The following is a 20,708-nucleotide window of genomic DNA, read 5'->3' on the forward strand; positions in this document are numbered from 1 at the left end:
TTTGTCTGCCGAGTCTACTCTTGTTCCCGCAGGAAGCGGTGTATCTGACGGCGTTGCTTTTTATTAGGTCGCTCCTGTTGCATCCCGGCATTGGCTGCCTGTCGCTCGGTTTTCTCTTTTTTCCGGCGGGCGATACTGTCTTCGGTCTCGCGGTATAAGGTGCGCGCAATCTCGGCGCCGCGCCGCTGATCCGATAGAGCGGTTACTTCAACTTCCAGCAGATCCCAGCCCTGGCGGATGCTCAGTTTGACACCGGTAGTGACTTCCTTGCTGGCTTTGACCCGCTGGCCATCGGCGTGGACTTTTCCACCTTCGATCGCCTGCTTGGCAATGCTACGAGTCTTAAAGAAGCGCGCGGCCCAGAGCCACTTATCGATACGTACTTTTTCCATGGTTTCCTTGTGAAATCAGGCGGACCCGGTGTCCAGTCTGCTGCGGTTAAAAGCCATGATCTCATCAAAATGATGGATCGCCGGGAAGTTGGTGATTTCTCGTTTGGGCCCGCGGCTATCCGGTTGGCGAATACACAATAGGTGGGCGATACCGTAGTCCTGGGCCGCGCTCAGAACAGATTGGTTATCGTCGACAAACAGGGTGTTCTCCGGGTCAAATTCCAGGTTATCTCGCAGAGAGTCCCAGAAATTGGCACTCTCCTTGGCATGTCCATAATCATGGGAGGAGATGATGCCGTCAAACCAGCGGTCGATACCGGTGATCTCCAGCTTGTGATCCAGCCCTTGACGGTGCGCATTGGTCACGAGGTAGGTGGGCTTTTGCAGTTGTTGCAGGCCGCTCAGAAACGCCTCAGTGTGAGGGCGCAGGGCGATGCGGGTCTCGATCTCGCGCAATATGCTGAGGATATCCAGCTCCAGTTTTTCCGCCCAGAAGTCCAGGCAGTACCACTCCAGCGTACCGCGGCGGGCATTGATCTCAGCCTCGAGCTTCTGCTGGGCTTCCTGTGGGTCAAAGCCGTGGACTTCAGCGTAGCGCTTGGGCAGGTGCGTGAGCCAAAAATGATTGTCGTAATGCAAATCCAGCAGGGTGCCGTCCATGTCCAGCAATACGGTATCGATACTTCGCCAATCGAGCATGGGAGCTATGTACCTCTTTGAAATGGGGCGGGAAGACAAGTTTAGTTGGCTTGCCACTGCCTTCCCGATCGTTTGCATTATGCCTGGGCGCGGCGGATTCCGTACAGGATACACAGTTGCGCACTGTAGTAGGTGAGCATGATAGCGGCATCGGCTAGAGGTAGAGGGGTGATGAACTTGTTAATAGCAATCAATGTATCTGAAGTCACAAAGATGACAGCCCCGGCAAATAGCAGGGTGGAGTCGCCCTTGTGCATTGCGGCTGCGACCGCCATGGCGAGGATAGCCAGCAGATACGCTAATACCGCCGGGGCTAAATCCCCAGCAGCAGGGAGGATAATTTGAGCCAAAAGCAGTGCGGCAATCACTATAGGCAGTATCCGAATAAGGTTGCGCCGATTGGGGGGCTCCGCAAAACGCAGGAAGCCCAGCGCGTAGATTAGCTGGGCAATAAGAAAAGCACCCAGTCCAAACACAAAGTGTTGGGGGAATTGCATTTCGAGGAGTACATCCCCGATGGCGGAGGAACTGAGGGCTAGGAAAGTGAAAAGCAGGGTTTTGCCCCGCAGCTCCAGTCTGGCAATCATCATTAGGCACAGTATCGGCAGCGCTTTTAGCGCGGGCATCCACAAGTTATCCAGCTTCCAGGTATCCAGAAAGATGAATAAAGTGGCACTGGCCAGGAACATCGGTACCAGGTAATTGCGAAAGTTGTGCTGGGGTGCGGAATTTTCTACGGACATAGGTACTTACCTTATTTTTATTTTGTATACCTCCCCATCAATTTAACGGTTTTCCTCCGCATCATCGATAGCTTGTACTCTCTAATTCCAATTGAGTTTTCTCCAGTGCCGGCCGCGGGACATTTCTGGGGTAATATGGAGCATCGAAAATACATGCCCGGCAGTTGTTTGCCTTGAGCACTAGTCATGGAGAGCCTCACTGATGAAAGCGGCCAATATTCTGGAAACAATCGGCAATACCCCTCACGTAAGAATCAATCACCTCTTTCGCCCCGATATAGAGGTTTGGATGAAGGTTGAACGCTTTAATCCGGGCAGCAGTATTAAGGACCGAATTGCCTTGGCGATGATTGAGGATGCAGAGCGTCGTGGAGCACTGCAGCCCGGTGGGGTAATAATCGAACCGACCTCTGGTAATACGGGTATTGGACTGGCGATGGTTGCTGCGGTGAAGGGTTATCGCCTGATCCTGACCATGCCGGAGTCTATGTCGGTAGAGCGTCGCCAGGTCATGAAGGCAATGGGCGCAGAATTGGTCCTTACACCTAAAGAGCGCGGTATGGGCGGGGCTATTGCTAAGGCGGAAGAGTTATTGGCCTCACATGCGAATAGCTGGATGCCCCAACAATTTAATAACCGCGCCAATGCTCAGGTGCACCGGGATGTTACCTCCAAGGAAATCTTGGCAGACTTTCCTGAAGGGCTGGATTATATGATTACCGGTGTGGGTACTGGCGGGCATATCACAGGCTGTGGCGAAGTCTTAAAAGAGCACTTTCCTAAATTACAGGTCTATGCGGTAGAGCCGGAGAAATCACCGGTGATTAGCGGTGGAGAAAAAGGCCTGCATCGTTTGCAGGGTATCGGCGCCGGCTTTGTACCCCAGGTACTCAATACGGAAGTACTCGACGGTACTGTATTGGTGAGTGAGGAAGACAGTTTTGAAATGGCGCGTCGTTGCGCATTAAAAGAGGGAATTTTTGTGGGTATCTCCTCCGGTGCCAGCCTTGCGGCCCTGAAAAAGCGCGAGGGGGAGATGGATGCGGGCAGCCGGGTACTGGTGTTCAGCTATGACACTGGTGAGCGCTATCTTTCCGTTCAGGACCTTTTCTCCGCCTAAGATTTTATAATGGTGAATTCAAAGAGTATGGAGTTGTAATGGATAAAGCACTTTTGGAGCAGGTGATAGAGATCTGCAAACGCGCGGGAGAGGCGATTCTCGAGGTTTATCACAACAGCGCTGAGTTGGAAGTCGAGACAAAGAAAGATGATTCCCCAGTAACTGCCGCAGATCTGGCCGCTCACAAAGTACTGGAACCGGCGTTAGCACAGCTTATCGAGGGAGTACCGGTTTTATCAGAAGAGCAGGAAATGCCATCGTTCGAAGAGCGCAGTCAGTGGCAGCGTTACTGGATTGTCGATCCGCTCGATGGCACCAAAGAATTTATCCGACGCAACGGTGAATTTACCGTAAATGTCGCGTTAATCGAAAATGGCGAGCCCGTTTTGGGGGTGGTTTACGTACCGGTACTGAACATCACTTATGCCGGCTGCAAGGGCGAAGGAGCCTTTAAGCGGGGTGCCAATGGCGAAACTGAAATTCGGGTGCGTCCACTGAAGCCGCGCCTGGATAATAGTGAAGTTGTTGAGCTTGTGGCCAGCCGCAGCCATGGAACTGGCACCGTCGACCAGTTGGTACAACGTATCGAGTCTGAACTGGGTGCTGTCGAGTGCAAAAATATGGGCTCGTCGCTGAAATTATGTCTGGTTGCTGAGGGTGCAGCAGATTTGTATCCGCGTCTCGCTCCTACTTGCGAGTGGGATACTGCGGCAGCTCAGGCTGTAGTTGAAGCAGCAGGTGGTATTGTTGTGGACGAAGAGTTTAATTTGTTGCGCTACAACACTAAAGACTCTCTGCTGAATCCCTTTTTCTATGTAATTGGCGATTCTTCTTTTGATTGGCAATCCCTACTGCTGGATAAGTCCGCTGCTTAGGGTGTGACGCCAGTAAACATATAGAGAGTATATTTGTGCCTCCACCACCACTGGTGGAGGCTTTAAAGGGGATCTGGATATTTCCAAATTCAGGAGGCTCACTGATGTCTGGACCCGATCTGCGCTTTAACCAGGATAAAGGTGAAATTCGCTGTTTGCGTCGGGAACTGGAGGAGGAAATAAACTGGTTGCAGCGGCATTTTGAAGCCCTCTCCAATGCAGTCGATGCAAATGATATTGCGCTGCGGCGCACCTATAACAGCATGCTATTTTCCCGCCGGGCCCTATTAGGTAGAATGCCCCGTTAACTAAATTCCAAATATTTTCTTGTGTGAAAAACTGTAGTGCTGCAGGTTTTAATTTGAATACGGCAGTTCTTCCTGCTCAGTGCTGTCACTTATAGTGTTGAATCTGTGCCAGCGCGAAATATTATTTCCCAGCTAATTAGCTAATTTCCTTGCCAAATTCCCCCGTAAAATGTAAAGCAGTCTACGCTTTGGAAAGCTAATACATAAGAGTATTTTTCAATGCGCTACCCGGTTGTGGTGCACAATATTGAATATGCCGGATTTGGTGCCATTGCACCGGATCTGCCGCATTGCCACTGCTATGCCGATACCCTTGAGGGGACCCTGCAAAAAATGGCTGAAACGATTTTTCAGCGGTTGGAAGAGCTCCGTCAGGCTGGACAGCCAATGCCGCAAGCAGGTGATGTAGACAACCTGAAGAAAAACCCGGCTTTTGTAGGAGGCGTCTGGGCCATTATTGATGTAGAAACAACTTGAAATAATTTACTGAGCTTGAACTTGATGACTGGCTTTTTGATGTGAGTGGCGATGATAAAGCTATCCGTCTACCTGCTTTCCTTTTTTATAGCTGCGACCAGTTATGGATTCGAGGCGAATAATCCTTTTGATGGTGTCGCCACGGGAGAGTACCGGATTATCGGTACCGTTGGTTTTGGGAGTGGCGAGCAGCAGTTAAATAAGCAGAGGGATTCTTTTGGCTATGTCAGCCTTGGAATTACGCCGGCGGTAGGAGTCTGGCAAGTTGAGCTGCGGGCGTCACATTTTGATGATAATCATGTCACAGTAGATCAGGTAGGTTTAAATTTTAAAATTGATTTCACCCTGAATTGTCACGTTCAATGTCTCTATTGGATGGTGGGATATAATTATGCCGATGTGGATTTGAACAATGTTATAAGAAGAGGCTATTGGTATCGAGAATACCCACCATTTTATCCGGATGATCGATATATCTATATTATTGATGCCAGTGGCAGTGATACCTTTTGGAATGCCGGAGTGGGTTACCGAATTATGTGGACTCAGGATTTCGATACTTCATTAGAGTATAACTACAATAATATTGGCAAAATAGAACGTGTTAACCTCGGGCATCTGCGTACCCTGAGTTTGAATTTTTCCTATCGCTTTTAGTAGGTCCTCCGCCTTTTAACCTATTTTTCTCAATAATTTATTCGTAGAAATTTCTTAATTAAATACTGATTTTTTTAGAGAATGGAAAAGGGGCCCTGGGGCCCCAATAGTTTTTAAATTCGATAAATGGCTTTCAGCCAGAAGGTGCGTCCCGGTTCGTTAACCCGGGTCAACTGATCGAAACCAATAATATTGGCTCCAGAGCGACTGATATGTTCTGCGTAAGTCTCATCGAATAGGTTATCGATACCGGTAGTTACCAGTACACTTTTACTGGGTTTCCAGCCGGCATTGATGGAAACGACGTTGGCAGAGTCAGTTGCACCAATATCCTGACCAACAATATTGCCTTTGCCGATATCCACCCGGTCCTGGCTTGCGATAGCGCGCCATAAAACACCTGCTGACCACTGGGCCTGTTCATAGTAGAGTCCCAGGCGGCCCTCCAGAGGCGGCAGTTGTGCCAAGGTAGTGCCATCGGTTTCGTTGGCACCGCGAACAGATGTTACGGTGAATTCAGTGCGCCACTGCTCGTTGAGCTGATATGAGGAGTCAAACTCCAAACCCCAGGAGCGCGCCTGGATGTTTCTGACAATGGAGGTAGTGCGAATATCGGAGGAGTCCATACTATCCATATTCATACTACCCATAGAGTCCATGCTACTCATTACTGCCGCTTTTTCGTAATCCGTCTCAATCATCAGGTAGTCATCAATCTGATTGACGAATCCGGAGACACTGGCAGAGAGTTTTTCACCGCGATAGATATAGCCGATATCCAGCTGGGTGGTCTTTTCTAATTCGATATCCAGTGCGCTGTAGGAGTCTGCTGTCTCGTAGGAGAAAATTTCCCAATAATCGGGGAAGCGCTCAGTGTAGCCGAGCCCGGCAAAGAGTGTGGCAGAACTATTGGGGCCGCTCTCGAGACCATATTCATAGCGCAGGAAGCCGCTGCTCAATAGCTCTGAGCGAGTTTCTCCCGCAGTGGGGTTATCCACTGAGGACATCATGGATAGAGCAACTTCATCGCGAAGGTCTTTTACTTCCCAATCATCCACTCGTGCACCGGCGACCCAGCGTTGATTGGCTGCGACTTGCCAGCTGACCTCAGAAAATAACCCCAGCTGGCTAAATTCGGCATCGGCCTCTCGCTTCATATCCCGGTAGTCCATGGTGGACTGGTTCATGGTCGAACGCCCGGTGTGGCGATTTTCCCGGGCATCAATTCCACTGGTCAATTCCACATCGTCCATAGGCGTAAACACCAGAGCCATCTTGAAACCTGTGGTCTCACTATCGAGATTCATGACCATGGGGGTAGCGGTGCTGGATAGCTCGCGCAGGCTGTAGTTATCCATGATGTGGTCGATATAGTTGTAGTAGGCCTGGAGCTCAATTGAGTCGAGCCAGCTACTGATATTGCTGCGGACATATTTAGCTTTGTGGCTCTCACGGGCAAACTTGGAACCGTCGACTCCCCGATCTGCATAGGCAGCTTCCCCATCGCTAAATGCAGTATCGAACTCGACCCGTGTATCGTCGCTGGGAGTCCAGGCCAAATTGACCTGGCTGCTCCAGCGCTCATAACTGGAATTTACCTCATTGCCATCCCCGTCTTCGTAGTCGTCCGCAGATGCCGAGGTCGAGGAGCTGCGGATAGAAAACTGCGGCGAACTATAGGAGATATCGAATAGACCATCGCGGCGCTCGGCACTGGCGCCGAGCAGGCTCGCATGCATATTCCAGTCGCTTTCAGTGGGGCGCTCCTGCTGCTGGTTAAACACAACTACGCCGGCGGAATTTCCGGGGCCATAGAGGACGCTCTGTGGCCCTTTAATAACTTCAATTTCGTCCATTGCCTCGGGAAAAATATAGGCTGTAGGTGGGTCCATTCGGCTGGGACAACCACCCGCCAATGTTTCTCCATCCACTACCATTCCCAGGCGCGAGCCCCCCATTCCGCGAAGCATCGGATCGCCACTGGTGCCGCCTTTACGCACTACGGAAAATCCCGGAATTGTTTTCAGGTAGTCGGCGCCGTCATTGGCAGGTAATGGCTGACGGGGTTTTTTCGGGTCGGTTACCAGGTTGAGGGGGAGTTCAGTTTTTACCCCAGTAACCACCATTTGTTCCATTTCACTATCTTTTAATGGTTCTGGCTCTTCGGATTCTTCCGCTGCGAGATGTGCTGAAAAGGTACAGCAGGCAGCGAGTGCCAGGCTGAGAGGTTTTTTCAGAAAAATTTTTGCGTTGATGCTCTGATGCATGGTTTTCAATCCTTTTCGCTGGCGTTTCGAACACGCAGCAGTGAGCGCGCAGGCCTGAGTAATATTTGGCGCACGCGACATATCCCCACCTGAAAAAGTGGTCGTATTTTGGCAAGATCCAAAGCGCTGAAAATATTAAGACAGCAATGAGACTTGCGGTCCACAGCGAACTGCGGAGTGATGATGTTGGAATAAAAAAGGAATTAAACCGGGGGGGCGCGAATCAGTGGGCGGCTGTAAGCGTTAGAGATAACGTGGAAAAAAGCCGGATAAGAGGGCGGTTGAGTAAAACCGGTTAGGACTATTTCCAATTCTGTTGTTGGTGCGCTGGCAATACTGGCAGCGGTGGAAAAATTACAATGGTTATCGGCAAATGAGTGAGCGGTAAGCGTATCGTGGTTGTGGCTTGAAGAGTGGTCGCCGTGATGATCGCCGTGATGATCGCTGTGGGAATTCGCTTTGAGGGCATTGAGCAATAATGCGCTGCGGCTATCGCCATGGCAGAGCCCATAGGGCGTTCCCGCTGCAAAATCTGCCGGCATAAAACCGGCAGGAACCAGGCCTCGCGCGCTGAGAAATACCAGCAATAGCAATAGCGCCTGCCACTGGGACAGACGGGAACAGTATTGGATGGTGCGCTTACCGCTCATAAATAAGAAGGTCTGTACTTTGCCCGGGCCCATTTTAAATACCCGGAGATGAGTAACAAGAGGTTAACGGGTGATACAGCAAAGTGCCACTGCCCCAAGTTAACTTTTGCGAACTAATACGAGGTAAATTGAGCTTTATCAGGTTTTGTTGGAATTTAATTTCTTTTCTTCAGCGCATTCTAAAAATAAATCTAACTTTGCTGGAAGCTAAAGGTTCCAGGAGGTAGCGCGCTCAATAAGAGATTCCCGGGATTGGGTAGAGTTCCCGGACAGCCCTGGATTATTGCGGGTAGTGGGAAGGTTATAGGGAGGGTTTGCAGAGTGGGGGCTCGGAGAGTCCCCACTCGGTAAATTTGTCGATTCAGATTCTGCCGCTGCGCTTTAGGCGCCAATAGGCCTCTACCAGAGACTGGTGCAAAAGCTCCGGCCTCGAGTCTACCACTATGACATTGTGTGCCTGCAAATGCTGAAGTAATTGCTCCCTGCGGCGTAGGAAGTCCCTCGCTGCGGCGCTGTTTACTGCACTATCAAAGTTCTGAATCGGCTGTTGCAGCAATTTGTCCACAGAAGTCTCCCGCAGACTGGCAATCATCACCAGGTGATTGCGCGACAGCAATTTGACTGCTGCTAGGAGTTCATCACTATCTTCATCGCGCAAGTTGGTAATCAGGATTACCAGGGCACGGCGTTTGTGGTGGGCCATCAGCTGTTGTGCGGCGCTAGTGTAATCTGCGCTACTGGTGCCAGAGTGGAGGTCGTAGACATTATTCAACAGTAGATTGATTGCACTTTCGCCTTTTACTGGCGGCAGCTGTCCACCACTGCTCTCCTGTGCCGCAGCAAATGCCTGCAAGCCGACCGCGTCCCCCTGTTTGATGGCGACATAAGCTGAAAGTAGCAAGCCATTGAGTGCGTGGTCAAAGTGGCTCAGCTCGCCGTCTTTCGCACGCATCCGGCGGCCGCAATCCAGCATATAAATAATTTCCTGGTCGCGTTCGTCCTGGTATTCACGGCTGATCAGTTTGCGCAGCCGTGAGCTCGCGCGCCAGTCCACCTGTCGCTGGCTGTCTCCCTGGCGGTATTCCCGTAGTTGGCGGAAGTCCATGCCCTCACCGCGACGCTGCTGCTGGTGCAACCCCATCAGGCGCAGGCTCTGTTCGGTGGAGAGAGATTGCAGTGAGGATATACCGAGAAAATTGGGGTAGACCTTGACGGTCTGCTCCTGTCCCAACCATACCCTCGTCTGCCAGAGTCCCCAGGGAGAGTTGGCCAGTACCTCGATTCGTCCGAAAGAGGCGCTGCCTCGGCGACGGGGTACCAGGTCGTACTCGATGGTGATTTCCTGGTCCGGGTTAAGTTGTGCGGAGCGCGGCAGCCCTGTCGATCCCAGTTGCTGTGGGATTGAGTCGGAAACCTGGAGTAATAGTGGGCGTGGGCCGGTATTGTGAAGTTTTAGCCGCGCAGTATTGCGTACGCCCAGGGCCAGGTTGCCGGGCAATCGCCGCAGCCCCTGCAGACCGGTTACACGGTAACCGGTGAGATAGTCCAGCAGGGTGGCGCTGATTAACAGGGCACTCGCTCCCCACCAAAGGTTGCCGATAAATGAGCTGGCTTGCGGAAACCAAATTCGCGCTGCTGTAATTGCCAGAGCCGCCAGGCACCAGTAGCCGAGCAGTTTGACCAGGCGCGGACTCGGGCCGGTGCGACCGCTTTGTGCTGGTGCTGCCTGTTGCTCTGTTGCAGCTACAGTCTGTGTCACAGTCGCGGCGCCTCAACACTGTCGATAATCATTGCCAGCGCCGTATCAGCAGTTTCACCGTCAATTTCCATATCTGGAGATAGGCCGATACGGTGGCGCATTACCGGGATGGCCATGGCCTTGATATCATCCGGCAGTACAAATTCCCGTCCCTGTAACAGCGCATTGGCGCGAGCTGCCTGCAGCAGGCCGATACTGGCGCGTGGGCCGGCGGGGCTGCGCAGCTGCGGTGATTGGCGGGTGGCGCGCACCAGCCGCACGGCGTAATTCAATACCTGTTCGTCCAAGCCCACCTGGGGCACCAGGGCCTGAAGTTGCTGCAATCCCTCGACAGTAATTTCTCCGGCCAGCTTTTCCTGCAGGCTGCGCTCAATTCGGCCACTGCTGGCGGCGGCGGCCAATTTCAGTTCCGCTTCGAGGCTGGGGTAATCGATGAGGACTTTCAGCAGGAATCGGTCCAGTTCCGCCTCTGGCAGCGGGTAGGTACCTTCCTGCTCGATGGGGTTTTGAGTGGCGAGTACCATAAATGGACTGGGTACTTTCAATGCCTGGCCGTCGATAGTGACCTGCTTCTCCTGCATCACCTCCAGTAGGGCGGCCTGGGTTTTGGCGGGGGCGCGGTTGATTTCATCCGCCAGCAGCAGGTTGGTAAATACCGGCCCGCGACGCACCTCAAAGCGGCTCTCTCCCATGTTGTACATGGCGTGGCCGGTAACGTCGGCGGGCATCAAATCCGGGGTAAACTGGATGCGGCGGAAATTGCCGCCAAAGCAGTTGGCCAGGGTGCGCACCAGAAGGGTTTTGCCGAGTCCGGGTACACCTTCGAGCAGTACGTGGCCAGAAGCCAGCAGAGCTACGAGTACCTGGTCAACCACCTGCTCCTGGCCAATCAGCAACCGGTTGATATTGTTGCGCAGTATCTGAAGTTTGGCGGACGCAGCCTGCCAGTCAGGTGACGGGCCCGTGGTTTGTTGTTCTGGTTGAAGGGTGGTCTCGTTCATAGGACTGCCTCGATTCGCTGCAGATTACGCATGTGTTCAGTAAATGTTTCTTCGGTTGTGGGGGGCTTGCCCCACAGGGTTTCAACTATTAGCCGTTCATCCATACCAGTGGAGGCACAGAGCTTATCGCACAGTTTGCGTTTTTTAGTGACGTTGATATGGGTGGCGCCGAGGCGACGTAGAAGCTCTTCCCGGTGGCCGCGCAGCAGGGTTTCCCCCTGGTCGTCCTGCCAGTAGTAGTGGCCGCAGGCGGATATATGTTCTAGCAGAGAACGGCGGGATGCCTCTGGCTCCGGCTGCAATGGGCCGAAGCGGCGACCGTGTAGTAATAGCCAAGCGAGTAAGGCCAGTGCGCCGGCGAGAAAAAACTCTGCGGCATATTGACGAGCAACCTTAGAAAGGGATTCAAAGCGGGGGCGGGTGAGAAAGACAAACTCTCCTTCGCCGGCCAGTAACTGTAAGAAATAGGCGTGATCGAAGTGGCCAATACGCTGGGACTGCCACAGGGTGCTGTCAGTCATCAGGGTAATCACACCATTACCACGCTCGAACTGCATAAACGGTACGCTGACATCGCCGCGTCGTACTTTGGCCCAGAAGACAGGTCCATCGGTGATAGTCTCGTCATTAAATGAAGGATGGTAGAGCAGGTGGCTGGCATCGAGGTATAGCTGTACTTCGCTGCCGCCCTCGACAGGCAGGGTTACCAGATCCTCCTCTGATACATCGGGGTTGCGAGGCTCCTCTTGCTCCTCCGGCTCATCTTGCGGTTCGCCTTCGTCCAGTTTGCGATTGTGCTCGCGCATGGCATCGGCAGGGCTCTGCTCAGGCTCGAGTACGGCATCCTCCCCGAGCAGCTGCTCCAAGGTTTCTTGCAGTTCGAACTTGTTGTGCCCCTCTTCGATAGAGACGTCCATGGACTCAAGTAGCCAATCGCGGTTTTCACTACGACCGGAGTCGCTGTCGAAGTTGCCGGTATAGGCTACAACGATGGCGTGGCCACCGCGCTCGACCCACTCTAGAAGTTCTTGGGCCTTGGTGGGGTTATAGACCTGGCTGGAGCTGCTGATAAACAGGGTGGCATCGGAGGAAAGGCCTTGGAGTACAGATATATTATCTGCCTGACGCGGCGCCAGTTGGATATCGGTGAGGTATCTTTCTGCTGCCAGGTAGGGATTTCGTCTGGCTTCCATGCTCCAGCCGCTGTCGATCTCCTTGGAGTAGCGCTCGTAGAAAGTGAGGAATAGCCATACAAGTGCAACGCCACTTATGACCAAAGCTGCCAACAGAATTCTTTTAGCGGTCATTGCCAAATTCCTCCTGCCATTGGCTGCAAAGTGAGTTTACCTGAGCCTCTTTTGGCGGCCGGTGGGCATAGGCAAGCTGCTGCCAGTTTGCAGTAAGCTCTTGTACAAATTGACTCAGGGCGGGACTTACTGGGCGCTGTAGTTCATTCGGTTCCTGCTGTCTTACATGTACCAGCTGTGCGCATTCACTCTCGGTAAGGTGGTCGCCAAAATAAAACTCGAAGTCTTCAATCAGGTGAGAGAGGGTGGCGCGGTATAACAGCCCCAAGCTGGCTCGCTTGTCTCCCTCTGCCCACAGGCGCATGACCTCCGCGCAAACGTCATCGGGCAGACTCGATTGGCGTACATCCAGGCCGAATAGGGTTTCGGGGACGGGCTGCTTTTTCTTTGGCTTAGGCTGCCATTTCAAGCTCTGAAGAATTTTATCGTGATGTCTCCAAAGCAGATAGCCCAGGCCGAATACCAAGCCAATCCAAAGCAGCAGCTCCAGGATTTTCGCAATTGTTGGGCCCCATTTAACTTCATCGTCAACTTCAGGCGTATCTTTAGAGTTCTCAAAAAGCCATTCGATAAAGTTAATTAACCAATCGGGGAACTTCTCTTTGACGGCTTCTGTTTCAGATTTGTCTTTTTTGCGCCAACCACTGATCTCTTTCATTTGATGAAAGTCATCGTCGGCGAGAATTTCGTCAATATGCTCTTGGGCCTGCTGCGGGGTTTCCAAAGATGCGGCGCTGGCGGGGGGCGCTGGAATTAATGAGCCAAAGGTGAGCCCGCAGATCAGGATTAGGGCAGCAGTGCTTGGTTTTCTTCTGCGGTGGGACTCCTGTTCACGCTGCTGGCGTTCCAGTAAGTCCCGAAACTGGATTTCTATATCCCAGCCTTCCAACTCGATACGACGGCCGATATAGAGGCAAAACCCACTGACTATATAGAAGGGAGCTACTGCTGCCATAACAAACAGGTAGAGCCCGTTATACATCCATTCCAGCCATTGAGTATCCCCTTGGAGCAGAGGGATCCAATCGATCCCATCGGAATACTGTTCAGGGATAAACAGAAATGCCATCACACTTAATGCTGCAAGTAGAAATATCTCAATATGGTAAAGCGTTAGTGTTAGCCAGGTAGCGGCCCCAGAGTGTTTGCGGTGCAGTACCCCAAGGCGCGAGGTACGGGCCTTGCCCGTGGATTGCTCCAGCACGGTGACTGGCATATCGAAAGAGCGTGTGGGGCTCAGCCGACGGAGGGTAAGCCACATAAACCAGTCGCGACGATTTTGGCTAAAGAAATGCTTCAATGCCTCACCAATGGATACCGGTGATCCAAATAATGCGCGGCTGATCATAAACAGGGGCAGTCGATCAAATACGGGTTTCAGCCACCAAATAAATAAGATGGAGAGCGTTGGTGACTCTGGAAACAGCCAATAACACAAAGCAAATAGCGGTGCTGCAGGCAACAGGTAGACTATAAAAAGTTGCCACCAGTATTTTCGTGCCAGGGCGATACCGAGATCGACAGACTCCCAGGGAGAGCGCAAGCGGGCTCGCACTGCCAGATTCTTAATTTGCATGAGTTGCGCCCTCCCTGCGTCCCGCCAGGATAAAGTACGCAAAGACCAGTACCCAAAACAGGGCGCCTACCCCGAGCTTGATCGCAATCGGTGTGCTGGCACTGGAGGACCAGAAGGCTTCAAGGAAAGCGGCAATCACCAGCATCAGGAAAGTGCCGTACATAATCTTCATTGCTTCGACAGCGGCCAGGCGCAGTGCGACCGTGCGTCGGTGTTGGCCCGGATCCACTAGAGAGCGTCCCAATATCAGGCCCGCTGCTCCCGCCAGTACTATGGCGGTCAACTCAAAGGCGCCGTGGCCAATCACAAATGGGTAGAAGGTGGAGACAAAGCCCACCCGGGTGATATGCCCAAACGCTGCGCCAATATAGATGCCGTTAAACACCAGGAAGAAAATTGAGCCCAGGCCAAACAGTACACCGCCGGCAAAGGTGCGAAAGGCGATGCCAATATTGTTTTTGATATAAAAACCGAACATGAACAGGTCGGTATCAGAGCCGCGCTCGCGGCCCAGTACCCGGTTGCCCGGATCATACATGGATTCAAAACCCATAACCTGTTCCGGTGACATTACTGCGTACACCAGGGCATCGTTGTTGTAAGTGCCGACTCCCAGGATCAGGCCAGGTATTAAAAACAAAGCGGATGCCAGCAGTACTGCGCGGCTATTAGCGCGCACGGCTTGGGGAAAACCTGCCAACAAATAGTGCAACCATCCCTTGCGGCGCAAGGTTTCCTGGCGGTAGACACGGTGATGTGCCGCCATAACCAGCTGGTTGAGGTGGTCTATCAGGCGGTTGGTATATTGCCGCTCCTTTGCCATTGCCAGCTGCTGGCAAAGGTTGCGGTAGGCGACGGGTAGGTCCAGGGCCGCAACTTCGGACTTGTTCCGATCCGCTTTCAGCCAGGCTTCTAATTGCTCCCAGCTGTCGCGGTAGCGATTCTCAAAGTCTCTCTGCTTCATAGGTACCTCTGCCTATCCCCTGCCACCGAGTAGCCAACTGCCCACGGAGCGCAGGTAGCTCAAGGCATCGCTGTCCCTTTTCCGAGTAATCGGTTCGAGCAGATTGGCGAGCTCTTGCTGACGCGCTTCGCTTAAATCCTGGTGGCGCTCCAAAAGGCTAACCAGTGCCTGTTGGTCTTGCTGGCGAAGGTTTTGTGGTGGTGGGAGCGGGGTGGTATCCGGCAGGGCAACAGGTGCCTTTTCCTCTTCGCGATAGACCACCAGGGTGGCTGCTGCCAGGTCGCCAAGGCGCTGGAAGTGACGCCCCAGTGTCATGCTTATTACGCCAGTGGCGTAGGCAAATGGCATAAAATCCGCAAAGCGTAGCAGGTTGCGAACGATGGATGCTCCCCAGGATACCGGCGTAAGGTTGTCGTTGACCACCATTAGGCCAAAGGCCTTTTTGCCCGGTGTCTGGCCGTTCCGCAAAACTTCAAAAAACACCGGGTAAAACCACTCGAGAAGAAAGGCGCAGACGAGCCAGATACCCGCACCGGCAAAGCCGGCAAATAGCAACGCAAAGCCGATCGCAGCCAATATCAATGATCGATAAAACACATCCACTGCATACGCAAGGATACGTGGCACGGGCCCAGCGGCCCGCGCGCGCAAATCAATCCCCTCGGGTGTTTCGACGTTATAGGTGGTATCCAGCAAGCCACCGCTCCTGTTTGGTAGAACCGATTATGTGTTTTGAGTGGGGGCGCCGAAGACCTGACGGTAAGCAACGCCGTAAGTCGCAAAAATCCAGGGAAGGGCGAATATTAATCCTATGAGGAATAGAAGGCTGCCTGCAACGTAAATGACCATCATTACCAGCAAAAGGCCAAAAAAGGCGAACCAGTTTTTGGTGATGGCTTTACGTGAAGCCTCCATAGCCTGCCAGGGACCCAGGTTGTGATCTACGATAAGCGGCAGGGCCATCATATAGGCGACTGAAAGATAGATACCGGGAATAAGTAACAGGTAAAAGCCAATCGAAACGAGGAAATATAATAAAAACATTGCCAGGCCAAGGGGCACGATTTTATCGAAATAGGAGAATACCTCGGTGGCGCTGGTTTTTTCTCCTCTGGCAATCTTTATACTTACCATCATAGAACCTGCCATAAGAGGGGCAACGATCACTATTACGGCGATAGGCGCTAAGATGACTAGGAATAGCATGCCTGATAAACCAGCAGCCGATGATATAGAACCCCACATTAATGCCGCTAGGATGAGCATTATTGCGGATGCGCCCAGTGCGTAAAGAATAAAACTAAGCCATATAGTTCCCATATTGCTTAGTGATAATTGCCACCCTTCACTGAGGGCTTCACCGAGAGAAAACGAATAGTCCCCTGCAATCCCCTTCTCTACAGAGCCGAATTCCTCCATTTCCCGCGTACTTGCCAAATCGGCTTTTGGTGCCGTATAGATGTCACTCATCCTGTTAGCTGTCCTTATTGAGATTTAGATTATTAATGGGGTGCAGAGTCTTGGGAGGGAAATATCTCATAGGCAGGAGTGGCGAACAATGCCACGCCAATACATTGGCAAATTAGGTGATACATCTTTCTCAGCATAAAATCCCCGGGGAGTGACTAAGGAATAGAATTGATGAAAAAAATACTGTGGATGAGCGGCCTGGTTTTGGTGTTGATTACCGCTGGGTATGTCGCCTTGCCGTTTTATTCCATCGAGCAATTGCAGCGTGCGGCGAAAATGGCTAAATCCGATCAGCCGCAGGTTAGAGCTGAGAGTATCGACACGTTAGAGCGCTATGTCGATTTTCCTGTTTTACGTGACAATTTAAAGATCCGCTTACAGCAGCAACTTAGGAATTCTCTAAGTAACTCTATTCCTCAGGAATTTGATGAATTACTCAGTGCTGGTGCAAATTTCTTTATGGATCCACTTTTACAACAGTTTATTACTCCTGAGGGCATTGCCGACCTTCTTCGTGGGGGAGAGGATCTGGAGGCATTTCAGCGGGAAATTTATCGACAGGGTGGTGAAACACCGGATATTTCCGAGAATGAGACTTCTGCAGCGGAAGAGAATGAAGATTCCTGGCAGCGCATGGGCTGGCATTTTACCGACCTCAATCATCTGAGTGTTGAATATGGTGAGCATGGTCGGCCTGAATTGCGCATGTTGATGCAACGCAATGGTCTGCGCTGGCAGCTGGTGGACATTCAGCTAATTGGTGATAGAAGTGGAGAGAGTCAGGAATGGAGATAGAAAATTCAGTCAACGTCTTTGGCGATCCACTGGTGCCTTGTAGCCTGGACCCGAAGACAGGCTTCTTTCGCGATGGCTGCTGTAACACCTGTAAAGAGGATCTCGGTTCTCACACCGTTTGCGTTGCCGTGACTGATAAGTTCCTGGAATTTTCCCGCAGTCGCGGCAATGACTTGAGTACGCCGGTAGAGGAGTTTAATTTTCCCGGTTTAAAGGAAGGGGATCGTTGGTGTCTCTGTGCCGCGCGCTGGCTCGAAGCGGAGAAATTGGATATGGCTCCCCGGGTATTTTTACAGAGTACACATGTGAAGGCGCTGGAAATTATTCCTATGCAAACATTGCGTCGCTATGCGCTGGATTTGCTTTAGTTGATTGGGTGGATCAGCTTCTTGCCCACCTATTAACGCCCTTCAAATGGCGGCACGTCCCTGTGTCGCCACGCTACAAACAAGATAGCTATCGGAACTTAAGAAGGCAGGAAGTCGATTGAGTAGTTCTTGGTAGTACTCTCAACGTTGGCAGAACCAAAATTGATCATGCGGATTCTCGCCAGCAACTTGCGTTCAAGTGTCGGGTTATTGAGCTCGCTCTCTACCAGTTTGATCGACGCGATAGCACCATTCGGTGCGATCACCAACTGTACGGTGAGTCTTCCCTGCAGAGTTGGGTCCCTGCGCAGCGCGCGATTATAGATTCCAATAATGGCCTCTTTATTGGCTTCCATAACACTGCGAATGGAATCGTCGGTACGTATGGATTTTTGCCCTCGGGCCTTGGCCACCGCTTCTTTGGCTGAACCCGTTGCCTGGGTACTTTGTACTCGGGTGTTCTCACGTCCGGCCAGTGAGACACCACCGGTATCCCGACTTACTCTACCGGCGGCAACGCCGCCGCTGGAGGCTTTTGACTTATCCGCGATCATACTGCGTTCTATTCTAGTGGCAGTAGCATTCCCCGAGCTGAGCTGGCCCCGGCTAATATCCGATGTATTAAAACTCTCGCGCATATCCAACAGATCATCGGCGAGTGCATTCAGGCCGCTATTGGCCGCTTTCTCCCGGGCCTGCTGTACTTTGGCAACCGGGGGATTTTCAACCTTGCGCGGCTTCTCCACAGGCTTGGGCTTGTCGGGTGTTTCCGCTTTCTTTTTGGGTTTCTCTTCGGGCTTTTTCTTTTCCTCGGGCTTCTTTTGCTCTTTGGGTTTCGGCTTTGGCTTGGGTTTTGGCAATTCCTTTTTTTCCAGAATCACTTTGGCCAGCTGTGGTGGCACCCTTTCGGCCTGCTCCCGGGTGAGTTCGGGTACTGGCGCCAGTGCAACGGCAATGCCACTGATGGCCAGGGCTATCAGGCCACCGCGCAGCAATTTGATAAAGCGCTGATCCTCCTCTCTTGAGGCGGACCAGGGAAGCACTGTTTCCTGTAGTTGCCAGGGGGCGTAACTAATGGTTGCTGTACTCATATCAGGATTCCACCCCCGAGGGATCTTCCGGCGCTGTTTGTTCTACGGCGAAAGACATATCGCGGAAGTCTGAGGCTGCGCAGGTGTGCATGATCTGCTTCAGCAACTCATAGGGAACTTGTTCATCACCTAAAATAGTCACTGCTCGGCCCAGAGTTTTCTGGGCTTCGCTCAGCTCTCCCGCTCGTTCAGCACGGTATTTAAGCTCTGTTACCAGGGCTTCAATATTCTCTGCGCTGGGATCGATGTCATCGATGCTGGCGATAAATCGGTCCCCGACAAACAGCTGTTTATTGTTGACCCGCACTACAGTAGTCACCTCGGGTTTCTGTTGTGAGGTGGACTTGGGCAGTTTTATGGTTTTATCAGTCTGCAGAACCTGAACATCACTGGTTGAGTTCACCAGAAGGAAAAATACCAGGATGGTGAAGATATCCATCAGTGATACCAGGTTCAGTTTTGACTGCTGCTTTTTTTGCCTTTGCCTGCGCTCTTGCAGTTTTGCGGCTGCATTTATCTTCATAGTTTGGCCCCGCTATTTTGTCTGCTCCGGTGCATCGCCGAGAGATATCTGGGGGAACAGTTCTGCATCAACAACAGATGCGGCCACTACAGCCCGGTAGCTGCGTGCAGTATCCATGGCGGCGACCAGAGTTTTGTAAGGCGTTCCCTTTTCTGACAGGATCACCAGATCATCTTTGTCGATAGATTTTTCTCGCAACTGCCGTTTTATCTGCTGTAAAACGATAGATATCGTGGCGAAATCCGGTGAGTTTTCTTCGTGTGGGATGCGTTTAACCCGCTGCCCAGCGGGATAATTGATATCGACATACTGCGTGCGCAAAACGAGTTCGAGCTGGTGATTTTCCTCCACACTGCTGGAACTTCCATCGCCGATACCCGGCAGGTTCAGCTTGAGCACGGAGATATGGGAAAACACCATATTTAGCAGTAGCACAGGAACCAAAATGGTCATCAAACTCATAAACGAGGTGATATCGAGTTCCGCTTCCTCATATCCACGCCGGCGAATATTTATGTTCAGCATGGCGGTACCCCTTAGCTGTTAGCGGTGCGTTGTTCCGCTTTCTGTGGGCGTCCCATGGTCAGCAGATTAAGGAATTTAACCCCGGCCATTTGCAAACTATCGACAATCTCATTGGTTTTATTTTGTAGCATTGAGTTAAACAACAGCAGGGGAATGGCAGAAATCAAACCGAATGCTGTAGTGTTCATCGCTACGGAAATACTGGTGGAGAGCATGGTCGCTTTTTCAGATGGGTCGGCACTGGCTACTGCAGTAAATGCAGCAATCAGACCCATAATAGTGCCGAGTAGGCCCAGCAGAGTGGCAATATTAGCGAGAGTGGCCAAGTAACTGGTGCGTTTTTCCAGACGGGGAACAGCTTCGAGAATCCCTTCCTCAATAGCCAGGGCAATATTTTCCTCGCGCTTGGCAAATTGCAAAGTGTTGATGCCCGCTGCGGCGATACGGCCCATTGCTGCATCGTTGTCTCGGGCCAGCTGCAAGACACTTTGATAGCTGCGTTTTTGCAACATGGGCAATACTTGTTGATACGCCTTTTTATTGGCATTCCGCGCGCGTGATAAAAATATCCAGCGCTCTACTACCATTGCCAGTCCGATAACCAGGACCACTGCAATTGGGTACATGAAGGGTCCGCCATTTTGGAAAAAACGCAGCATCGCTTGAGTGAATTCCATGATTTAATTCTCCACAGATAAAGTTATAAATTTGTAGTGCAAAGGGAGAGCGATTGAGTTCCCACCCTTGGTGTATAAAGAGGGCCGCGGGACGTTGAAGCCTGCTGCGGCTGTTCCATGTCTTCGCTGTATAAATTCAGCAGCGCCGCTTCCATGCGCCGCAAAAAGAATATTTTTAATTTTGGTGGGTCGGCCTAATCGGTTTTTTCCTGTTCAGCTTGTAACAGCTTTATTTCCCGCCGAAATTCCGAATATTCCTGATGTTCAAATACAGAGGAGAAAGTTTGCGGCAGAACGCTGTCGAGCCTTTGTAAACTGTTGGCTTGCTTCCAGGGGATGATATATAAAACCTTAGGTTGTTCCTGGCTGCCAATTACGGTGGACTCCAGCGTTGTTATTTCCTCTGCTGTTGCACCGTGTGCAAAGATAGACAGGCTCAGTATGAGGCTAGAAAATAATTTCAT

At 51.8% G+C, this 20,708-nt stretch carries 24 protein-coding genes; 7 read left to right on the plus strand and 17 right to left on the minus strand.

Annotation, left to right across the window (positions count from 1 at the left end):
• Positions 1-14: 14 nt before the first annotated feature.
• From ACJJIN_RS19005 to ACJJIN_RS19015, 3 genes are all read right to left on the minus strand, one after another.
• On the minus strand, positions 15-392 hold the full coding sequence (locus ACJJIN_RS19005) for an Hsp15 family ribosome-associated heat shock protein (protein ID WP_444895780.1): 378 nt from the start codon (positions 390-392) through the stop codon (positions 15-17).
• Positions 393-407: 15 nt separating this feature from the next.
• Positions 408-1,091 (minus strand): GMP/IMP nucleotidase, encoded by a 684-nt coding sequence (gene yrfG, locus ACJJIN_RS19010; RefSeq protein WP_444895781.1) that lies wholly within the window; start codon positions 1,089-1,091, stop codon positions 408-410.
• Positions 1,092-1,168: 77 nt separating this feature from the next.
• Positions 1,169-1,834 (minus strand): lysoplasmalogenase, encoded by a 666-nt coding sequence (locus ACJJIN_RS19015; protein WP_444895782.1) that lies wholly within the window; start codon positions 1,832-1,834, stop codon positions 1,169-1,171.
• A gap of 202 nt (positions 1,835-2,036) precedes the next feature.
• On the opposite strand from ACJJIN_RS19015, the gene cysK reads away from it, so the two are divergent.
• The 5 genes from cysK to ACJJIN_RS19040 all read left to right on the plus strand — a co-directional run bounded on the left by cysK (position 2,037) and on the right by ACJJIN_RS19040 (position 5,271).
• Positions 2,037-2,954 (plus strand): cysteine synthase A, encoded by a 918-nt coding sequence (gene cysK, locus ACJJIN_RS19020; protein ID WP_413663701.1) that lies wholly within the window; start codon positions 2,037-2,039, stop codon positions 2,952-2,954.
• Between the two features lie 38 nt (positions 2,955-2,992).
• Positions 2,993-3,829 carry a 3'(2'),5'-bisphosphate nucleotidase CysQ gene (gene cysQ / locus ACJJIN_RS19025; protein ID WP_444895783.1) on the plus strand — a complete coding sequence of 279 codons (837 nt, stop codon included), beginning with the start codon at positions 2,993-2,995 and terminating at the stop codon, positions 3,827-3,829.
• A gap of 104 nt (positions 3,830-3,933) precedes the next feature.
• On the plus strand, positions 3,934-4,137 hold the full coding sequence (locus ACJJIN_RS19030; RefSeq protein WP_108734878.1) for a hypothetical protein: 204 nt from the start codon (positions 3,934-3,936) through the stop codon (positions 4,135-4,137).
• A gap of 219 nt (positions 4,138-4,356) precedes the next feature.
• Positions 4,357-4,614 carry a type II toxin-antitoxin system HicB family antitoxin gene (locus ACJJIN_RS19035; protein ID WP_108734877.1) on the plus strand — a complete coding sequence of 86 codons (258 nt, stop codon included), beginning with the start codon at positions 4,357-4,359 and terminating at the stop codon, positions 4,612-4,614.
• A 51-nt stretch (positions 4,615-4,665) separates the two neighbouring features.
• Positions 4,666-5,271 (plus strand): outer membrane beta-barrel protein, encoded by a 606-nt coding sequence (locus ACJJIN_RS19040; RefSeq protein WP_413663699.1) that lies wholly within the window; start codon positions 4,666-4,668, stop codon positions 5,269-5,271.
• 113 nt (positions 5,272-5,384) lie between these two features.
• On the opposite strand, the gene ACJJIN_RS19045 is transcribed toward ACJJIN_RS19040, so the two are convergent.
• The 9 genes from ACJJIN_RS19045 to ACJJIN_RS19085 form a co-directional block, all read right to left on the minus strand.
• The gene (locus ACJJIN_RS19045; protein WP_444895784.1) at positions 5,385-7,619 is read right to left on the minus strand and encodes a TonB-dependent copper receptor; all 2,235 of its coding nucleotides are present in this window, start codon (positions 7,617-7,619) and stop codon (positions 5,385-5,387) included.
• Between the two features lie 122 nt (positions 7,620-7,741).
• A complete protein-coding gene (locus ACJJIN_RS19050) occupies positions 7,742-8,221 on the minus strand; it encodes a hypothetical protein (protein WP_444895785.1) in 480 nt (159 codons plus the stop codon).
• A 328-nt stretch (positions 8,222-8,549) separates the two neighbouring features.
• Positions 8,550-9,947 (minus strand): DUF58 domain-containing protein, encoded by a 1,398-nt coding sequence (locus tag ACJJIN_RS19055; protein WP_444895786.1) that lies wholly within the window; start codon positions 9,945-9,947, stop codon positions 8,550-8,552.
• The gene (locus tag ACJJIN_RS19060) at positions 9,944-10,948 is read right to left on the minus strand and encodes an AAA family ATPase (protein ID WP_444895787.1); all 1,005 of its coding nucleotides are present in this window, start codon (positions 10,946-10,948) and stop codon (positions 9,944-9,946) included. The genes ACJJIN_RS19055 and ACJJIN_RS19060 overlap by 4 nt, the downstream gene beginning before the upstream one ends.
• Entirely contained in the window at positions 10,945-12,255 is a 1,311-nt protein-coding gene (locus ACJJIN_RS19065) for a DUF4350 domain-containing protein (protein ID WP_444895788.1), read from the minus strand. Before ACJJIN_RS19065 ends, ACJJIN_RS19060 begins: the two co-directional genes overlap by 4 nt.
• On the minus strand, positions 12,245-13,831 hold the full coding sequence (locus ACJJIN_RS19070) for a DUF4129 domain-containing protein (RefSeq protein ID WP_444895789.1): 1,587 nt from the start codon (positions 13,829-13,831) through the stop codon (positions 12,245-12,247). Before ACJJIN_RS19070 ends, ACJJIN_RS19065 begins: the two co-directional genes overlap by 11 nt.
• Positions 13,821-14,795, minus strand: a complete 975-nt coding sequence (locus ACJJIN_RS19075; RefSeq protein WP_413663692.1) for a stage II sporulation protein M — start codon at positions 14,793-14,795, stop codon at positions 13,821-13,823. The genes ACJJIN_RS19070 and ACJJIN_RS19075 overlap by 11 nt, the downstream gene beginning before the upstream one ends.
• A 12-nt stretch (positions 14,796-14,807) precedes the next feature.
• Positions 14,808-15,491 (minus strand): RDD family protein, encoded by a 684-nt coding sequence (locus ACJJIN_RS19080; protein ID WP_444895790.1) that lies wholly within the window; start codon positions 15,489-15,491, stop codon positions 14,808-14,810.
• Positions 15,492-15,518: 27 nt separating this feature from the next.
• A complete protein-coding gene (locus ACJJIN_RS19085) occupies positions 15,519-16,265 on the minus strand; it encodes a DUF2189 domain-containing protein (RefSeq protein ID WP_413663690.1) in 747 nt (248 codons plus the stop codon).
• A gap of 171 nt (positions 16,266-16,436) precedes the next feature.
• On the opposite strand from ACJJIN_RS19085, the gene ACJJIN_RS19090 reads away from it, so the two are divergent.
• A complete protein-coding gene (locus ACJJIN_RS19090; RefSeq protein ID WP_413663689.1) occupies positions 16,437-17,060 on the plus strand; it encodes a DUF2939 domain-containing protein in 624 nt (207 codons plus the stop codon).
• Positions 17,051-17,428 (plus strand): DUF2237 family protein, encoded by a 378-nt coding sequence (locus ACJJIN_RS19095; RefSeq protein WP_413663688.1) that lies wholly within the window; start codon positions 17,051-17,053, stop codon positions 17,426-17,428. The genes ACJJIN_RS19090 and ACJJIN_RS19095 overlap by 10 nt, the downstream gene beginning before the upstream one ends.
• A gap of 98 nt (positions 17,429-17,526) precedes the next feature.
• On the opposite strand, the gene ACJJIN_RS19100 is transcribed toward ACJJIN_RS19095, so the two are convergent.
• The 5 genes from ACJJIN_RS19100 to ACJJIN_RS19120 all read right to left on the minus strand — a co-directional run bounded on the left by ACJJIN_RS19100 (position 17,527) and on the right by ACJJIN_RS19120 (position 20,708).
• Positions 17,527-18,519 carry an AgmX/PglI C-terminal domain-containing protein gene (locus tag ACJJIN_RS19100; RefSeq protein ID WP_444895791.1) on the minus strand — a complete coding sequence of 331 codons (993 nt, stop codon included), beginning with the start codon at positions 18,517-18,519 and terminating at the stop codon, positions 17,527-17,529.
• 1 nt (position 18,520) lies between these two features.
• Positions 18,521-19,042 carry an ExbD/TolR family protein gene (locus tag ACJJIN_RS19105; protein ID WP_444895792.1) on the minus strand — a complete coding sequence of 174 codons (522 nt, stop codon included), beginning with the start codon at positions 19,040-19,042 and terminating at the stop codon, positions 18,521-18,523.
• A gap of 12 nt (positions 19,043-19,054) precedes the next feature.
• Positions 19,055-19,567 (minus strand): biopolymer transporter ExbD, encoded by a 513-nt coding sequence (locus ACJJIN_RS19110; RefSeq protein WP_444895793.1) that lies wholly within the window; start codon positions 19,565-19,567, stop codon positions 19,055-19,057.
• 11 nt (positions 19,568-19,578) lie between these two features.
• Positions 19,579-20,244, minus strand: coding sequence for a MotA/TolQ/ExbB proton channel family protein (locus ACJJIN_RS19115; RefSeq protein ID WP_108734861.1), 666 nt, complete (start codon positions 20,242-20,244; stop codon positions 19,579-19,581).
• A 194-nt stretch (positions 20,245-20,438) separates the two neighbouring features.
• Positions 20,439-20,708: a hypothetical protein gene (locus ACJJIN_RS19120; protein WP_444895794.1), complete on the minus strand. Its 270-nt coding sequence runs from the start codon at positions 20,706-20,708 to the stop codon at positions 20,439-20,441.

The sequence above is a fragment of the Microbulbifer maximicatervae (SeqCode) genome (assembly GCF_052467505.1).

Coding starts and splice junctions, on each gene's coding strand:
- ACJJIN_RS19015 (WP_444895782.1), bottom strand. CDS start 1,834: ATGTCCGTAGAAAATTCCGCACCCCAGCACAACTTTCGCAATTACCTG.
- cysK (WP_413663701.1), top strand. CDS start 2,037: ATGAAAGCGGCCAATATTCTGGAAACAATCGGCAATACCCCTCACGTA.
- ACJJIN_RS19105 (WP_444895792.1), bottom strand. CDS start 19,042: ATGAAGATAAATGCAGCCGCAAAACTGCAAGAGCGCAGGCAAAGGCAA.
- ACJJIN_RS19100 (WP_444895791.1), bottom strand. CDS start 18,519: ATGAGTACAGCAACCATTAGTTACGCCCCCTGGCAACTACAGGAAACA.
- ACJJIN_RS19075 (WP_413663692.1), bottom strand. CDS start 14,795: ATGAAGCAGAGAGACTTTGAGAATCGCTACCGCGACAGCTGGGAGCAA.
- ACJJIN_RS19065 (WP_444895788.1), bottom strand. CDS start 12,255: ATGACCGCTAAAAGAATTCTGTTGGCAGCTTTGGTCATAAGTGGCGTT.
- cysQ (WP_444895783.1), top strand. CDS start 2,993: ATGGATAAAGCACTTTTGGAGCAGGTGATAGAGATCTGCAAACGCGCG.
- ACJJIN_RS19115 (WP_108734861.1), bottom strand. CDS start 20,244: ATGGAATTCACTCAAGCGATGCTGCGTTTTTTCCAAAATGGCGGACCC.
- ACJJIN_RS19005 (WP_444895780.1), bottom strand. CDS start 392: ATGGAAAAAGTACGTATCGATAAGTGGCTCTGGGCCGCGCGCTTCTTT.
- ACJJIN_RS19050 (WP_444895785.1), bottom strand. CDS start 8,221: ATGGGCCCGGGCAAAGTACAGACCTTCTTATTTATGAGCGGTAAGCGC.
- ACJJIN_RS19040 (WP_413663699.1), top strand. CDS start 4,666: ATGATAAAGCTATCCGTCTACCTGCTTTCCTTTTTTATAGCTGCGACC.
- ACJJIN_RS19085 (WP_413663690.1), bottom strand. CDS start 16,265: ATGAGTGACATCTATACGGCACCAAAAGCCGATTTGGCAAGTACGCGG.
- ACJJIN_RS19070 (WP_444895789.1), bottom strand. CDS start 13,831: ATGCAAATTAAGAATCTGGCAGTGCGAGCCCGCTTGCGCTCTCCCTGG.
- ACJJIN_RS19030 (WP_108734878.1), top strand. CDS start 3,934: ATGTCTGGACCCGATCTGCGCTTTAACCAGGATAAAGGTGAAATTCGC.
- ACJJIN_RS19090 (WP_413663689.1), top strand. CDS start 16,437: ATGAAAAAAATACTGTGGATGAGCGGCCTGGTTTTGGTGTTGATTACC.
- ACJJIN_RS19120 (WP_444895794.1), bottom strand. CDS start 20,708: ATGAAATTATTTTCTAGCCTCATACTGAGCCTGTCTATCTTTGCACAC.
- yrfG (WP_444895781.1), bottom strand. CDS start 1,091: ATGCTCGATTGGCGAAGTATCGATACCGTATTGCTGGACATGGACGGC.
- ACJJIN_RS19035 (WP_108734877.1), top strand. CDS start 4,357: ATGCGCTACCCGGTTGTGGTGCACAATATTGAATATGCCGGATTTGGT.
- ACJJIN_RS19095 (WP_413663688.1), top strand. CDS start 17,051: ATGGAGATAGAAAATTCAGTCAACGTCTTTGGCGATCCACTGGTGCCT.
- ACJJIN_RS19045 (WP_444895784.1), bottom strand. CDS start 7,619: ATGTCGCGTGCGCCAAATATTACTCAGGCCTGCGCGCTCACTGCTGCG.
- ACJJIN_RS19110 (WP_444895793.1), bottom strand. CDS start 19,567: ATGCTGAACATAAATATTCGCCGGCGTGGATATGAGGAAGCGGAACTC.
- ACJJIN_RS19060 (WP_444895787.1), bottom strand. CDS start 10,948: ATGAACGAGACCACCCTTCAACCAGAACAACAAACCACGGGCCCGTCA.